The organism is Sphingopyxis sp. A083 (assembly GCF_001468495.1).
GTDB classification, from domain to species: Bacteria; Pseudomonadota; Alphaproteobacteria; order Sphingomonadales; family Sphingomonadaceae; genus Sphingopyxis; species Sphingopyxis terrae.
In genome coordinates this window covers 568,358-582,846 of sequence record NZ_LNSK01000002.1, presented here as the reverse complement: position 1 = coordinate 582,846, position 14,489 = coordinate 568,358, and the positions used below count along the sequence as shown (strand labels likewise).

Annotated in this window: 14 protein-coding genes and 1 tRNA gene; 9 read left to right on the top strand and 6 right to left on the bottom strand. The window is 64.8% G+C overall.

From position 1 onward, the window contains the following. The first annotated feature begins 79 nt into the window (after positions 1–79). Together ATE59_RS06925 and ATE59_RS06920 are read left to right on the top strand one after the other, a co-directional pair. A complete protein-coding gene (locus tag ATE59_RS06925) occupies positions 80–1,060 on the top strand; it encodes an NAD(P)H-dependent flavin oxidoreductase (RefSeq protein ID WP_058811703.1) in 981 nt (326 codons plus the stop codon). A 232-nt stretch (positions 1,061–1,292) separates the two neighbouring features. Next, positions 1,293–2,519, top strand: coding sequence for an alpha/beta fold hydrolase (locus ATE59_RS06920; RefSeq protein WP_058811702.1), 1,227 nt, complete (start codon positions 1,293–1,295; stop codon positions 2,517–2,519). Positions 2,520–2,544: 25 nt separating this feature from the next. On the opposite strand, the gene ATE59_RS06915 is transcribed toward ATE59_RS06920, so the two are convergent. Both ATE59_RS06915 and folK read right to left on the bottom strand, forming a co-directional pair. Then, positions 2,545–2,620, bottom strand: a tRNA-Lys gene (locus tag ATE59_RS06915). A gap of 44 nt (positions 2,621–2,664) precedes the next feature. Further along, positions 2,665–3,192, bottom strand: coding sequence for a 2-amino-4-hydroxy-6-hydroxymethyldihydropteridine diphosphokinase (folK, locus tag ATE59_RS06910; RefSeq protein ID WP_407047218.1), 528 nt, complete (start codon positions 3,190–3,192; stop codon positions 2,665–2,667). Between the two features lie 17 nt (positions 3,193–3,209). Here folK and ATE59_RS06905 point away from each other — a divergent pair, with 17 nt between their 5' ends. After that, positions 3,210–3,899: a uracil-DNA glycosylase gene (locus ATE59_RS06905; RefSeq protein ID WP_058811701.1), complete on the top strand. Its 690-nt coding sequence runs from the start codon at positions 3,210–3,212 to the stop codon at positions 3,897–3,899. Here the strand turns inward: ATE59_RS06905 and ATE59_RS06900 are convergent. Both ATE59_RS06900 and ATE59_RS06895 read right to left on the bottom strand, forming a co-directional pair. Continuing rightward, complete coding sequence (locus tag ATE59_RS06900) at positions 3,860–4,336, bottom strand: RNA pyrophosphohydrolase (RefSeq protein ID WP_058811700.1); 477 nt, start codon at positions 4,334–4,336, stop codon at positions 3,860–3,862. The genes ATE59_RS06905 and ATE59_RS06900 overlap by 40 nt on opposite strands. Then, positions 4,333–5,274 carry an alpha/beta hydrolase gene (locus ATE59_RS06895; protein WP_058811699.1) on the bottom strand — a complete coding sequence of 314 codons (942 nt, stop codon included), beginning with the start codon at positions 5,272–5,274 and terminating at the stop codon, positions 4,333–4,335. The genes ATE59_RS06900 and ATE59_RS06895 overlap by 4 nt, the downstream gene beginning before the upstream one ends. 197 nt (positions 5,275–5,471) lie before the next feature. Between ATE59_RS06895 and ATE59_RS06890 the strand changes: the two genes are divergently transcribed. From ATE59_RS06890 to ATE59_RS06865, 6 genes are read left to right on the top strand one after another with little or no spacing between them, the layout of a single operon-like run. After that, entirely contained in the window at positions 5,472–7,334 is a 1,863-nt protein-coding gene (locus ATE59_RS06890; protein ID WP_058811698.1) for a 2-oxoacid:acceptor oxidoreductase subunit alpha, read from the top strand. Further along, complete coding sequence (locus ATE59_RS06885; RefSeq protein ID WP_003051331.1) at positions 7,331–8,368, top strand: 2-oxoacid:ferredoxin oxidoreductase subunit beta; 1,038 nt, start codon at positions 7,331–7,333, stop codon at positions 8,366–8,368. Before ATE59_RS06890 ends, ATE59_RS06885 begins: the two co-directional genes overlap by 4 nt. 40 nt (positions 8,369–8,408) lie before the next feature. Further along, entirely contained in the window at positions 8,409–9,356 is a 948-nt protein-coding gene (locus ATE59_RS06880) for a metal-dependent hydrolase (protein ID WP_058811697.1), read from the top strand. Beyond that, positions 9,356–10,744 carry a cryptochrome/photolyase family protein gene (locus ATE59_RS06875; RefSeq protein WP_058811696.1) on the top strand — a complete coding sequence of 463 codons (1,389 nt, stop codon included), beginning with the start codon at positions 9,356–9,358 and terminating at the stop codon, positions 10,742–10,744. Before ATE59_RS06880 ends, ATE59_RS06875 begins: the two co-directional genes overlap by 1 nt. Positions 10,745–10,779: 35 nt before the next feature. Next, positions 10,780–12,063 (top strand): SAM-dependent methyltransferase, encoded by a 1,284-nt coding sequence (locus ATE59_RS06870; protein ID WP_058811695.1) that lies wholly within the window; start codon positions 10,780–10,782, stop codon positions 12,061–12,063. A gap of 30 nt (positions 12,064–12,093) precedes the next feature. After that, a complete protein-coding gene (locus ATE59_RS06865; RefSeq protein ID WP_058811694.1) occupies positions 12,094–13,269 on the top strand; it encodes a serine hydrolase domain-containing protein in 1,176 nt (391 codons plus the stop codon). A 31-nt stretch (positions 13,270–13,300) separates the two neighbouring features. Here the strand turns inward: ATE59_RS06865 and ATE59_RS06860 are convergent, their stop codons facing one another. Both ATE59_RS06860 and ATE59_RS06855 read right to left on the bottom strand, forming a co-directional pair. After that, complete coding sequence (locus ATE59_RS06860) at positions 13,301–13,687, bottom strand: hypothetical protein (protein ID WP_120649329.1); 387 nt, start codon at positions 13,685–13,687, stop codon at positions 13,301–13,303. A 64-nt stretch (positions 13,688–13,751) separates the two neighbouring features. Next, positions 13,752–14,480 (bottom strand): SDR family NAD(P)-dependent oxidoreductase, encoded by a 729-nt coding sequence (locus tag ATE59_RS06855; RefSeq protein ID WP_058811904.1) that lies wholly within the window; start codon positions 14,478–14,480, stop codon positions 13,752–13,754. Positions 14,481–14,489 lie beyond the last annotated feature (9 nt).

Below are 14,489 nucleotides of genomic sequence, written 5' to 3'. Positions count from 1 at the left end.
ACGTTGACGTAAGCGTCAAGTTAATTCAAGGGAGAAGCAACGGTGCCGTAACGGCAGAGACAGAAGGGAAGGATGGACCATGGCTTTCAAGACGCGCATCACCGAAATGCTGGGCATCGAGCATCCGATCGTGCAGGGCGGCATGCAGAGCGTCGGCTATGCCGAACTGGCGAGCGCCGTGTCGAACGCCGGCGGCCTCGGCATCATCACCGCGCTGACCCAGCCAAGCCCTGACGCTCTGCGCGACGAAATCGAACGCTGCCGGTCGATGACCGACAAGCCCTTCGGCGTGAACATGACGGTCTTTCCGACGATCAACGCCCCCGATTACAAGGCCTATGCACAGGCGATCATCGACGGCGGCGTCAAGATCGTCGAAACGGCGGGCACCCAAGCGGTGCGCGAGATTTGGGAAATGCTCAAGCCCCATGGCGTCACCATCCTGCACAAATGCACCGCCGTGCGTCATGCGCTGTCGGCCGAAAAAGCGGGCTGCGATATCATCTCGATCGACGGCTTCGAATGTGCAGGCCATCCCGGCGAGGACGATATTCCGGGGCTGATCCTGATCCCGGCGGCAGCCGACAAGGTGAAGATTCCAATGCTGGCCTCGGGCGGCTTCGGCGACGGACGCGGGCTGGTCGCAGCGCTGTCGCTCGGTGCCGAAGGCATCAACATGGGGACGCGCTTCTGCGCGACCAAGGAAGCGCCGATCCACGACAATGTGAAGCAGGCCTATGTCGACAATGACGAGCGCGGCAGCTTCCTGATCTTCCGCAGCCTCAAGAACACCGCGCGCGTCGGCAAGAGCGCCGTGTCGGAGGAGGTGGTGCGCCGCCTTGCGCAGCCCGATGCGACCTTTGCCGACGTCGCCGAACTGGTCAACGGCAAGGCCGGCCGCGAACTCCTCGAAACGGGAGATCTGACGAAGGGGGTATTCTGGGCCGGGATGGTCCAAGGCCTTATCCATGATATTCCGAGCTGCCAGGAATTGATCGACCGCATCATAGCCGAGGCGGAGGCTGTCCTCGATCAGCGACTGACCGGGTTTCGCGCCTGAAGGGCCTTCCCAAAGAAATGCCCCGCCGGTGGGACGCCGGCAGGGCAGTTGGGGGAGGTGATCTGGGTGGCAACTGGTGCAGGGTTGCCGTGAACGCAGGTTCGATCACCGGAACCTGCCATCCGCTTTTGGCAATGGTGCGGTTCCCCGACTTTGACTTGCATCAACAAGCGAAAATAATCATGCCCGACCGGTCGCCGCCGCGGCACCGGACGAAAGAGATTTTCACGGCATGAGCATCGTTCATTATCAGGGCTTCGCGGGAATCCGCCTCGAAGCCGACGTCATCGGATCGGATAATGACCCGGCGGTGCTGCTGCTTCACGGTGCGGGCCAGACGCGCGCGATCTGGTCGAATGTCGCCGACGCGCTCGAACAGGCCGGCCGCCGCGTCATCAGCCTCGACCTTCGGGGACATGGCGGAAGCGAGTGGCCCGAGGATGGGCGCTATGACTTCGATGCGTTGGTCGGCGATCTGCGCGCGGTGCTGGCGCAGCTCGGCACGCGGCCGGTCGTCGTCGCCTCGACCCTCGGAGGATGGATCGCCGCTGCCGCGCTCGAACGCGACGCGGCGGTGCTCGCCTCGGGGCTGGTGCTCGTCGACCTGCCGGTCAGTGACGATGTAACGATGGCGCAGCGCATCGGTGACCGCCTGCGCGAAGCGGCCAACCGCGCGCCTGGTCAGGCGGCATGGGACGCCCGGCTGTTCGAAGCCTTCGACGCCGCTACCGTGACCGAGCGGCTTTCGGGGATCGCCCCCAATATAGCCTTGCCGACGCTCTATGTCCGCGGCGCGATGAGCGAACTTGTCTCGCGCGCCTCGGCTGCGGCGTTCGTCGGCCAGCTCCCCGATGGCGAACTGGTCGAGGTGGAGGACGCCGCGCTGGTCGTCACCGAAGACCGGATCGATGCGCTTGGCGCGCATCTGATCGACTTTCTCGAGCGTCGCGCGCCGCGCGGCTGGCCCGAATATCGCGCTGGGTCCGATGCGCGGACCTTTCGCGACGCACTCGGCTGTTTCGCGACCGGCGTTACCGTCGTCACAGCGATCGATGCGGCGGGCCAGCCGATCGGCCTCACCGCCAACAGCTTCACCTCGGTATCGCTCGACCCGCCGCTCCTCCTCGTTTGCATCGCCAACAATGCCGGCAGCGCGGCGGTGCTGCGCGAAGCGGAGCATTTCGCGGTCAATGTGCTCCAGATCGGCCAGCAGCCGACGTCGAATCGCTTTGCGGGCAAGGGCGAGGACCGCTTCGCGGCAACCGGGTGGGAGATCGGCGAATTCGGTACGCCGGTGCTGTCGGGATCGCTCAGCAGTTTCGAATGCGCGCGCGAGGCAGTGCATCCGGGCGGCGATCATTTCATTCTTGTCGGCCGCGTCCTGAAAGCGATCTTCGAACCGCGCCGCGATCCCTTGCTCTACTTCCGCGGCAAATATCGCAAGCTGCACTTCGCCTGAGGTAAGACGCCAATTCCGGCGGTTATGGTGAGCCCTGCTGGGTTCGAACCAGCGACCTACTGATTAAAAGTCAGTTGCTCTACCGACTGAGCTAAGGGCCCATCGCGGACCGCGCGGGGGCGGTGTGCGAAAGCGAGCCGTCGCCCTAGTGCGCCGAAGCGCCGTGGTCAACCGGCTTTGCCCGCGAAAGACGCGCGGCGAGTTGGCGGACGCTTTGGCCGCTGAGCGGATGGCGCCAGGCGGGTGCGATCATGCGGAGCGGGCCGAGCACGAAATCGCGCACGGTCATTGCCGCGTGCGGCACGGTGAGCGCCGCATCGCTCCATGCGCCCTCCGACCACAGCAATATGTCTAGGTCGAGCGTGCGCGCGCCCCAGCGCTGGCCGCGCCGCCGTCCGAAAGCAGCTTCGATGGCTTTCAGCCGATCAAGCATCTCGGGCGGGCTGAGCGGCGAGGCGACGAGCGCGACGGCGTTGGCGTAGCGGCGGCGCGAGGGGCCGATCGGTGCGCTCGCGACGATCGGGCTCGCATCGACGGGTTCGATATCGTCGCTTTCGAGCGCAGCCAGCGCTGCGAGAAGCACGCGCCGCGGATCGCCGAAGCGGACGTGGCGGCGGTTCGAACCAAGGCCGATGGCATAGAGGGGGAGGGGCGTTGCGCTGGTCATGCCCATGCGCCTATCGCAGCGGGGTGAAGATTGACAGCCCCTTGCCCGGTACCGAGCCGCCGCGCGATTGCCGACGTTGCCCGCGCCTTGTCGGGTTGCGTGCCGCCTGTCGCGCTGAGCATCCCGATTGGTGGAATGCCCCCGTCTATGCTTTCGGCGACCCCGATGCGTGGCTCGCCATCGCCGGGCTCGCGCCGGGAAAGCACGGCGCCAACCGCACCGGGCGGCCGTTTACCGGAGATTATGCGGGCGACCTGTTGTTCGAAACGCTCGCCGCCTTCGGGCTCAGCTGCGGCGTCTATGACGGGCGGATCGACGACGGGCTGCGCCTGGACGGAACGATCATCGTCAACAGCGTCAAATGCCTGCCGCCGCAGAACAAGCCGACGCCCGCCGAAATCGCCGCCTGCCGACCCTATTTCGAGGGACAGCTCGCGGCGCTGCCACAGGTCAGGGTGCTGATCGCACTCGGCCGAATTGCGCATGACGCGGCGGTTCGCGCTGTGGGCGGACGGCTCGCCGCCTATCGGTTTGCGCATGGCGCGGTGCATCGCCTGCCCGACGGGCGCCATCTGGTCGATAGCTATCACTGCTCGCGCTACAACACGAACACCGGGCGACTGACGCCGGCGATGTTCGCCGACGTCTTTCGCACCGCCGTCGCTTTGCGCGATCAGACCAGTGGGCGGAATTCGTCGACGACGGCGCGGTAAAGCTGGCGCTTGAACGGGACGATCAGCCGTTCGAGCTCGTCGAGTTCGGCCCAGCGCCAGGCGCGAAATTCCTGATGCCGGGTCGCGATATCGACATCGCTATCCTCGCCCATGAAGCGCATCAGGAACCACGACTGGCGCTGACCGCGATATTTCCCGCCCCACATCTTGCCCATCAGATGGTCGGGGAGGTCGTAGAAATGCTCGGTCTTGCTGCGCGCGATGATATCGACCAGTCCGGCATGGACGCCGGTTTCCTCGCTGAGTTCGCGGATTGCGGCATCTTCGGCATCCTCGCCGGGATCGATGCCGCCTTGCGGCATCTGCCACGCGTCCTCGGCCGAATCGAGTCGCTGGCCGACGAAAACGCGGCCATGGCGATTGGCGAGCATCACCCCGGCGCAGGGGCGATAGGGAAGGGCGCTGGCGTCGATCATGCGGTCGCTTCGGCGACGATCGCCTTGAGGACGGTCAGGTTGCCGCGGATGTCGTCCTTGGCACTCGGGATGCCCTGCGCCAGACAGATATAGCCGTGGATGGTGCCCGCGGCCTCGCGGTAGGTCGTCGGCACCCCGGCGGCGATCAACTTGCCGGCATAGGCGCGGCCCTGATCGCGCAGCGGATCGAGCCCCGCGGTCACAAGCAGGGTCGGCGGCAGGCCGGCGGCGTCGAAATCGATCGGCGATGCGCGGCGATCGGCGGGATCGGCGGCATAATGATCGCCGAACCAGGTCATGCCGCCTTCGGTGAGCAGATAGCCATCCTTGAAATCGCGATAGCTTTGCCAGTCCTGATGCGTCGTGACCGCCGGATAGATCGGATGGATCGCGACCACCGGCTTCGCGGCTGGCGTATCGCGCAGCGCGAGCGCGGTCGCGATGGTCAGATTGCCGCCCGCGCTGTCGCCCGACAGGACCAGCCCGGTGCAAGGAATATTGTCGGCGACCCAGCGCGTCGCCGCTTCGCAATCCTCGGGCGCCGCAGGGAAGGGGTGTTCTGGTGCGAGGCGATAGTCGACGGCGATCACCGGCATGTCGAGCTGACGCGCCGCTTCGGCGCAATAGGGATCGTGCGTGTCGAGATCGCCGATCACCCAGCCGCCGCCATGGTAGAAGACCATGACCGGGCCGGGCTCGCGATCGGGACGGTTGTCATAGATGCGGATCGAAATCTCACCGGCGGGTCCGGGAATGGTGCGATCCTCGACCTTCGCGATCGCGCCGCGCGGCACGTCGGCCATCTGGCCCATCACGCGCATCATCTCGCGCCCCGCCTCGGGCGGCATCTCTTCCATCTTGGGGCCGTCCTGGGCGTTGAGGAAGGCAAGAAAGGCCGCCACATCGGGGCGAACATAAGGAGTCGTGCCGTCGGTCATCCGTCATATCCCTTTGCTATGTTGTTGCCGCTGCTATTCGCCATCGGGCGGCATAATTCAATGGCAATTGGAAACTGATTGCGGCAGGCGCGCGCCGATCCGCTTTGCAGCGCACAAATTTTTCTGAATTGCGGGCGACGAAAGACGGGCCTAGGCCCATTCCGGTAATTCGCAGGACTCTAAAGGCAGAACAGAAAATGGCGACAGTGGTCGAGGACCGGGCCGAAGATCGGCAGTCCCCCCTTTCCGACGCAGTGGTGGTTCGTTTCGCAGGCGACAGCGGCGACGGGATGCAGCTTACCGGTGGTCAGTTCACGCTTTCGACGGCGCTCGCGGGCAATGACCTGGCGACTTTCCCTGATTTTCCGGCCGAAATCCGCGCGCCCCAGGGCACGCTGTTCGGTGTTTCGGCGTTCCAGATCAATTTCGGGTCGAGCGAGATCACGACCGCGGGCGACGCCCCCGACGTGCTCGTCGCGATGAACCCCGCGGCGCTCAAGACCAATGTCGGCGTACTCAAGCTGGGCGGCCTGATCATCGCCGACGAAGGCGAATTCAACGACCGCAATCTCGCCAAGGCGAAATATGACGCCAACCCGCTCGAGGATGGCAGCCTTGCGAAATGGCAGCTGCTGAAGCTCAACATCAGTCAGGCGACGATGGATGCGGTCAAGCCGTTCGGGCTCGGCAACAAGGAAGCGCTGCGCTGCAAGAATATGTGGACGCTCGGCCTTGCGCTGTGGATGTTCGACCGCGACCGCCAGCCGCTGACCGAGTGGCTGAAGGCGAAATTCGCCAAGGATCCCAATCTTGCCGAAGCGAATATCGCGGCGCTCAATGCGGGCCATGCCTATGGCGAAACCGCCGAACTCGCGGGACCGCTCAAGCAGCATCATGTCGCGCCGGCGCCCGCCGAACCCGGCCTCTATCGCACGCTGACCGGCGCCGAGGGTATCGCGCTCGGCCTTGTCGCCGGGGCGCAGCTTGCGCATCTGCCGATGTTCTTCGGCGGCTATCCGATCACGCCCGCATCGGCGATTCTCCATCATCTGTCGCGGCTCAAGGAATATGACGTCACAACCTTCCAGGCCGAGGATGAAATCGCCGCCATCTGTTCGGCAATCGGTGCGAGCTACGCAGGGTCGCTGGGCGTCACCAGCTCGTCGGGACCGGGTATCGCGCTGAAGGGCGAGGCAATGGGCCTCGCGATCATGACCGAACTGCCGCTCGTCATCGTCAATTCGCAGCGTGGCGGCCCGTCGACGGGCCTGCCGACCAAGACCGAACAGTCGGATCTCTATCAGGCTGTCTATGGCCGCAACGGCGATGCGCCGATGCCGGTGATCGCCGCGCGCTCGCCTGGTGACGCGTTCGAATGCGCGATCGAGGCGTGCCGGATCGCGGTCCAATATATGACGCCGGTGATGTTGCTGACCGACGGCTATATCGCCAACGCGGCCGAGCCGTGGAAAGTCCCCGACCTGACCGCCTATGAAGCCTTCCCGGTCGAATTTCTGACCCAGGTACCCGAAGGCGGCTTCAAACCCTATGGCCGCGACGAAAAGCTCGCGCGCCCCTGGGTGAAGCCGGGTACGCCCGACCTGTTGCACCGGATCGGCGGGATCGAGAAAGAGATCGACACCGGTCACATCAATTATGCGCCCGAAAATCACCAGGCGATGACCGACATTCGCAAGGCGAAGATCGACGGGGTCAAGGTTCCCGACCAGATCGTCGAACTCGGCGCCGAGGGCGGCAAGCTTGCGATCGTCGGCTGGGGATCGACCTATGGCCCGATCCATCAGGCGGTGCGCCGCAAGCGCGCCGAAGGGAAGGACGTCAGCCAGATTCACCTGCGCCATATCTGGCCGCTCCCCGCCAATCTGGGCGAATTGCTCAAAAGCTATGACAAGGTGATCGTGCCCGAAATGAACACGGGCCAGCTCAAGACGGTGCTGCGCGACCAGTATCTGGTCGATGCCAAGCCGCTCAACAAGGTGTCGGGCCAGCCCTTCCGGATTACCGAAATCGAAGCTGCCATCGAGGAGGCGCTCCAGTGAACGAGATGACGACCATCGCCCGCACGACGACGCTCAAGGATTGGGAAACCGATCAGGAAGTGCGTTGGTGCCCCGGCTGCGGCGACTATGCGATCCTGAAGGCGGTGCAGCGCACCCTGCCCGAAATCGGCGCGGTGCCCGAAAGCACCGTGTTCATCAGCGGGATCGGCTGCTCGTCGCGCTTTCCCTATTATGTCGAAAGCTATGGCTTCCATACGATCCACGGCCGTGCGCCGGCGTTCGCGACGGGGCTGAAGCTTGCCAATCCCGAACTCGACGTGTGGATCGTCACCGGCGACGGCGATGGTCTGTCGATCGGCGGCAATCACACGATGCACCTCATCCGGCGCAACCTCGATTGCCAGATCATGCTGTTCAACAACGAGATTTACGGGCTGACCAAGGGCCAATATTCGCCCACCAGCCGCGTCGGCACGAACAGCCCGTCGACCCCGTTCGGCTCGGTCGACCGCCCGGCGCAGCCTTGCGCCTTCGCGCTCGGCGCCGGCGCCCGCTTCGTCGCGCGCGGCTTCGACGTGTCGAAGGAACTGCCCAATGTTCTGAAAGCGGCCCATGCGCACAAGGGCGCGGCCTTTATCGAAATCTTCCAGAACTGCATCGTCTATAACAAGGACGTGTTCCAGGATTTCGCCGCGCCGAAGGGCGCTGAAGACCGCCAGCTCTGGCTCCAGAACGGGGAACCGATGCTGTTTGCCAAGGGCGCGAAGGGCATCGCGCTCGATCAGGAGGCGCTGACGCTCAAGGTCGTCGATGTCGTCGATGGCGACTGGCAGGCAGCGGGCGTGATCGTCCACGACGTCACCAACCGCAGCGTCGCGCACATGCTCGTGGAAATGCGCTTCGGCGAATTCCCGATGGCGCTCGGTGTCCTCTACGACGATCCGCGTCCGACTTTCGAAGCCGACGTATGGCGCCAGAACAAGGCGGCGGCCGAGGGCAAGAAGGCCGATCTGCAGAGCCTGCTCAAGAAAGGGCAGACCTGGACGGTCAGCGAAGGCGGGCCCGATCTCTGATCGCTTGCGGTCGATGCGCGCGTCGGCTTTATAGGGGCGCATGGACAATCTGACCCACAGCCTCGTCGGCGCGGTTCTTGGGCAAATGGGGCTCAAGAAAAAGACCGCGCTGGCGATGCCGACGCTGATCCTCGCCGCGAACCTGCCCGACATCGATGCAAGCTGCGCCTTTTATGGCGTCGAATCGCTCGCGATGCGCCGCGGGATCACCCATGGGCCGATCGCGCTGCTTTTGCTGCCGGTCCTGCTCTGGGCGGCGATGATCGCCTTCGACCGCTGGCAGACGCGGCGGGGAACGCGGCCCGCTACAAGGCCGCCCTTGCATCGCGGCTGGTTGCTCGCGCTCGCCTATATCGGGTGCCTCAGCCACCCGGCGCTCGACTGGCTCAACAACTATGGCGTGCGGCTGCTCGAACCGTTCAGCCACCGCTGGTTCTATGGCGATACGCTGTTCATCATCGACCTGTGGATATGGCTGGCGCTCGGCCTGTCGGTCTGGCTGTCGATGCGACGCGAACGGCGCGGGGCGCCTGACTGGCGACGTCCGGCTTGGATCGGTTTCACCGCCGTTTGCGCCTATATCTTAGCCAACGGTGTCATGACGGGGCAGGCCGAGGCGCAGGCGGCCGACCTGCTGCGCCGGAGCGGACAAGGCGGCGCGCTGGTCGTCGCGAGCCCGCCGCCGATCGCCTTCTGGCGGCGCGATATCTTTTGGCGCGGGGGCGGGCGCTATGGCAGCGGCGCCTATGCGCTGGGGCAGGGGAGCACGGTGGAGCCGGGGGTTCCGACGGGCATGGACGACATGCGCCTCCGCGCGTGGCTGAAGTCCGATCCGCCCGCGCGCGCCTTCCTTTTCTGGGCACGGATGCCGGTCGCGACGCGCGACGGCGATGCGATCGTCCTGCACGATCAGCGCTACATGCAGCCGCTGGCGCGCGACAACTTTAAGGTGCGCGTGACCGCACCCGATACCGCCAGCTATCCCTGATGGCGCCGCCGACGATCCTGTGGTTTCGCCGCGATCTGCGGCTCGCCGATCAGGCGGCGCTTGTCGCTGCGGCGGCATCGGGGCCGGTCATTCCCGTCTATATTCTTGACGACGAAACGCCCCGGCATCGGGCGATGGGCGGCGCGTCGCGCTGGTGGCTGCATCACAGCCTCGCGCGGCTCGATGAAAGCCTGCGCGCGCGCGGCTCGCGGCTGATCCTGCGGCGCGGCAAGTGCGAGGACGAACTGGCGAAGATTGCGGAGGAGAGCGGGGTCGGCGCCGTCCATTGCCTCCACCATTACGAGCCATGGTGGCGCAATGCCGAGCGCGCGGTCGCGAAGCGGCTCGATCTCGTATGTCACGACGGCAATTACCTCGCGCCGCCGGGATCGGTGAAGACCGGCAGCGGCGGTCTCTATAAAATCTACACCCCCTTCTGGCGCGCGCTGCGCGATCATATGCCGCCGCCTGTGCCCGTGGATGCGCCCGAAGGCCTCGATGCGCCCGACCGCTGGCCGGCGTCGGACCGACTCGACGATTGGAAACTGCTGCCGTCCCGCCCCAATTGGGCGACGGGGTTCGAAGGCGAATGGACGCCGGGCGAAACGGGCGCGCAGGTGCGACTCGGCGCTTTTGCCGAGATCGCAGCGCGTTATGACGAGCAACGGAACCTGCCCGCGATCGAAGGCAGTTCGCGCCTGTCGCCACATCTTCACTTCGGCGAGGTTTCGCCCGCCGCGATCTGGCATGCCGTCGCGGACGCGGGGGGATCGGTCGATGTGTTCCTCGCCGAGATCGGGTGGCGCGACTATGCGCAGACGGTGATCTTGCAATATCCCGATTACGGCGGCCGCAGTGCCCGCGAAGCCTTCGATACCGCGCTGCCCTGGCGGAGTGGCAAGGAGGCCGACGCCGATTTCGCCGCCTGGCAACAGGGACGTACGGGCTATCCGATCGTCGATGCCGGCATGCGGCAGCTCTGGGCAACCGGCTGGATGCACAATCGCGTCCGGATGATCGCCGCGAGTTTCCTCATCAAGCATCTGCTCATCGACTGGCGGCGCGGCGAACAATGGTTTTGGGATACGCTGGTCGATGCCGATTACGCGTCCAATGCGGTGAATTGGCAGTGGGTCGCGGGGTCGGGTGTCGACTCGAACATGTTTCCGCGCATCATGGCACCGCTTACCCAGTCGGAGAAATTCGATGCCGCCGCCTATATCCGCCAATGGGTGCCCGAACTGGCCGATATCGGCGATGCCGCAATCCACGATCCCGATGAATTCGGTCGCCGTCCGCGAAGCTATCCCCCGAAAATCATTGGGCATCGCGAAGCGCGCGCGCGGGCGCTGGCGGCTTATGACGTCATGAAGGCCGACGACAACTGATTGTCATGGCGCAGGTTTTGCGGCAGGGAATGCTAATGAACACCCATGTCAGCCCCCGTCGCGGCAAAGCGCTTCTTCGCGCCGACAGGGTTTTTCGGTCGGGTGGTTTTATCGCGCGCCTCGTCGGTCGCGCCCCGTCGGCGCTGTTCCATCGCCTGCTCGACCGCATCGATGCCGGGCTGGGCAAGGGGACGCTGGAGGGACATCTGCCCGATGGCAGCGTGCGCATCCTGGGCGGACGTGGCAAGGGCCCGACCGCGATCGTTCATCTGAAAAGCTGGTCGGCGCTGGTGCGCCTCGCGATGTCGGGATCGGTCGGTTGGTACCGGGCCTGGGACCTGGGCGAATGGAGTTCGCCCGATCCGGTCCCGCTGTTCGATCTGTTCATGCGCAACGGCGAAACGCTGGGCAATGTCGCGCGCTCGCGCGGGCCGCTGCACTGGATCAATCGCGCCGCCCATATCGTCAACCGCAACAGCCGCAGCGGTTCGAAGCGCAATATTCTGGCGCATTACGATCTGGGCAATGATTTCTACCGGCTTTGGCTCGACAGCGGACTCAATTATTCGAGTGCCTTGTTCACCGACCTTAGTATGACATTGGAAGAGGCGCAGGAGGTCAAGGTCGATGCGATCCTCGACCGGCTCGACCTGCGGTCGGGGACGCGGCTGCTCGAAATCGGCTGCGGCTGGGGCGCACTCGCCGAACGCGCGGTCGAGCGCCACGATGTTCTCTATACCGGTATCACCCTGTCGCCGTCGCAGGCGGAGGTGGCCGAGGCGCGATTGCAGGCGGTCGATCTTTCGGGGCGTTCGCGTGTCGAAATCTGCGATTATCGGGACGCCAAGGGCCCCTATGACGCGATTGCGAGCGTCGAAATGGTCGAGGCGGTGGGGCAGGCCTATTGGCCCGCCTATCTCGACGCGATCGCGCGGCTGCTCCGCCCCGGCGGCAAGGCGGCGATCCAGTATATCGCGATCAACGACGCGCTGTTCGAACGCTATGCGGCGAGCAGCGACTTCATTCAGGCCTATATTTTCCCCGGCGGTTGCCTGATTTCCGAAAGTCGCTTCCGGGCCTTGGCCGAAGCGCGCGGGCTGGCATGGGGCAATGTGCGTCATTTCGGCGGCGACTATGCCGAAACGCTGCGCCAGTGGCGCGAACGTTTTGACGAGGCGGTGTCGGCGGGGCAACTCCCGTCGGGCTTTGACGAACGCTTCATCCGTCTGTGGCGCTATTATCTGCAATATTGCGAAGGCGGTTTTCGCGGCGGCGGGATCGACGTCGCGCAGGTCACGCTGGAAAAGATCGACGCATAGTCGACTGTAATCGAGAAGAGGGAGAGGGGAATGCGACGACGATTGGCCGCCTTGCTATTGCCCGTGGCGCTGGCCGGCCATGCCGGGCCTGCCGCGACACAGACCACCGACGCCATGCCAAAGGATCAGAATGTGCTGTTTTGGAGCCAGGATCAACGCGACGCCGCTTTCCGTACGATGGAATCGGTGCCCAAGGTCGTCGTGCACACCATTGCGGCGGGCGGCCCGGTCTATCCGCTGCCCGAAGGACAGCCGCTCGATGTCGGGGTCGACATCGACGCGCATATGGCGCGCCAGCGCAATGCGGGGCTGATCATCGTTCAGGACGGCAAGATCCGGCTCGAAAAATATGCGCTCGGCTATGGTCCTGCGGGACGCTGGACGAGCTTTTCGGTCGCGAAGAGCTTTACCTCGACGCTTGTCGGTGCGGCGGTCAAGGATGGCTATATCAAGAGCCTCGACGACAAGGTGACGCAGTATATCCCCGGACTGCGCGGTTCGGCCTATGACGACGTCAGCGTGCGCCAGCTTCTCACGATGACCTCGGGCGTGCGCTGGAATGAGGATTATACCGATCCCAAATCGGACGTGGCGCAGTTCAATCTGCAAAAGCCCATCGCGGGCGAGGATATTACCGTCAGCTATATGAAGACCTTGCCGCGCGAGGCGCCCGCGGGGTCGAAATGGGTCTACAAGACCGGCGAGACCAATTTGATCGGCGTCCTCGTGTCGAGTGCGACGGGCAAGACACTCTCATCCTATCTGTCCGAAAAGATATGGAAGCCGTTCGGCATGGATCAGGACGCCGTCTGGATGCTCGGCCCGACGGGGCACGAGATCAGCGGTTGCTGCGTATCGGCCAGCCTGCGCGATTATGCCCGTTTCGGTCTGTTCATTCTCGGCGGCGGCGTGGCTGGCGGGGAGAAAGTTCTGCCCGATGACTGGCTCGCCGCCGCGACGACCAAGCAGGCCGCGATCGATCAGCCGGGGCGCGGCTACGGGTATCAATGGTGGACCAACGACGACGGCAGCTTCGCCGCGCAGGGCATCTTCGGGCAGGGCATCTTCATCGACCCCAAACGACGGCTCGTCATCGCATCGAACGGCAACTGGCCGACCGCAACCGACCCCGAAGGCGTGGGCGCGGCGCGCGAGGCCTTTTACAAGGCGGTGCAGGCTGCGGTCGACCGGGAAAGCAGCCGCTGATTTGTTGATGCGTCTAGCGCCACAGTGCCGTTCAGACGACCGGCGTAGCGGTAGCGCGCTGAGCGAGCCAGGCGGCTACAACCGGGATCAGGACGCCCAGCGCCATCACCCACCAGGCATCAGCCAAGGTGATCGAACGATAGATGGCTGCGCCCAGAATCGCTCCGGCAACAACCCAGCCGGCGCCGGTGCCGTCCGAAATGCGCATCGCGAGCCAGCTTCCGGCGAAGGTGCCGACGAACCAGCCGACGAGCAACGCAATTGTCGCGCCGAGCGGGATCAGGATTTCGCCGGTGTCGAGGTCATAGACTTCGGGAGCGAATTCGCCGCCCGCATATTGGGCGATCCACAACAGGCCGAAGGCGACCGCAATGCCGATAACCGCCGCGACCGCGGAACGCAGAATATTGCCGCCCATTTCCATGCCCTTGCTTCTCGAAACGCTTGAGAGCGCGTGATAGCCCGGGAAAGCAAATATCGCGTTAAGCCTCTGCCATCACCTTCGGCAGCGCGTGATAGGCGGTGCTGTCGAAACCGTCGACCATCATTCGAGCGACGAATTCGCCGACGACCGCCGGATCCTTGATGCTTTGCGGATCTTCGCCGGGATAGGCGCGTGCGCGCATTTGGGTGCGCGTGCCGCCGGGGTCCAGAATTGCGGTGCGGACGTTCGAGATATTGCGCATTTCGGCGCCATAGCTCGACACCAGCACCTCGAACGCCGCCTTCGACGCGGCAAAGGCGCCCCAATAGGCGCGCGGGGTCCGCGCAACGCCGGTCGACAATGCGACGAGGCGACCCGCAGGCGCGCGGCGCAGTAAGGGATCGAAATTGGCGATCAGCGCCTGCTGCGCGACGAGGTTGAGCGTCAGCAGCTTGTTGAATTCCTTACCGTCGATCGCGCCAACCGGGGTCAGCGTGCCGAGCATCGCGGCATTGAGCACGAGCATGTCGAGTTGCTGCCACCGTTCGGCGATCGCGCTCGCCAGCCGGGCGATGCTGTCGCCGTCGGTCAGGTCGAGCGGTGCAATGGTCGCGCTGCCCCCAGCATCGTGGATGCGGTCTTCCAGTTCCTCGAGCCCGCCCGCGGTGCGGGCGGTGATCACGACATGCGCGCCGCGTCGTGCGAGCGATTCGGCGATCGCAGCGCCGATGCCGCGGCTCGCGCCGGTGACGAGCGCCGTCTGTCCCGCCAGTTCTTCAGAATTCATCGTCATTTC

Bases quoted from the DNA above. Each gene is read 5' to 3' on its own strand.
- ATE59_RS06925 (WP_058811703.1), top strand. From the start codon at position 80: ATGGCTTTCAAGACGCGCATCACCGAAATGCTGGGCATCGAGCATCCG.
- ATE59_RS06920 (WP_058811702.1), top strand. From the start codon at position 1,293: ATGAGCATCGTTCATTATCAGGGCTTCGCGGGAATCCGCCTCGAAGCC.
- folK (WP_407047218.1), bottom strand. From the start codon at position 3,192: ATGGGCATGACCAGCGCAACGCCCCTCCCCCTCTATGCCATCGGCCTT.
- ATE59_RS06900 (WP_058811700.1), bottom strand. From the start codon at position 4,336: ATGATCGACGCCAGCGCCCTTCCCTATCGCCCCTGCGCCGGGGTGATG.
- ATE59_RS06895 (WP_058811699.1), bottom strand. From the start codon at position 5,274: ATGACCGACGGCACGACTCCTTATGTTCGCCCCGATGTGGCGGCCTTT.
- ATE59_RS06890 (WP_058811698.1), top strand. From the start codon at position 5,472: ATGGCGACAGTGGTCGAGGACCGGGCCGAAGATCGGCAGTCCCCCCTT.
- ATE59_RS06880 (WP_058811697.1), top strand. From the start codon at position 8,409: ATGGACAATCTGACCCACAGCCTCGTCGGCGCGGTTCTTGGGCAAATG.
- ATE59_RS06875 (WP_058811696.1), top strand. From the start codon at position 9,356: ATGGCGCCGCCGACGATCCTGTGGTTTCGCCGCGATCTGCGGCTCGCC.
- ATE59_RS06870 (WP_058811695.1), top strand. From the start codon at position 10,780: ATGAACACCCATGTCAGCCCCCGTCGCGGCAAAGCGCTTCTTCGCGCC.
- ATE59_RS06865 (WP_058811694.1), top strand. From the start codon at position 12,094: ATGCGACGACGATTGGCCGCCTTGCTATTGCCCGTGGCGCTGGCCGGC.
- ATE59_RS06860 (WP_120649329.1), bottom strand. From the start codon at position 13,687: ATGGGCGGCAATATTCTGCGTTCCGCGGTCGCGGCGGTTATCGGCATT.
- ATE59_RS06855 (WP_058811904.1), bottom strand. From the start codon at position 14,480: ATGAATTCTGAAGAACTGGCGGGACAGACGGCGCTCGTCACCGGCGCG.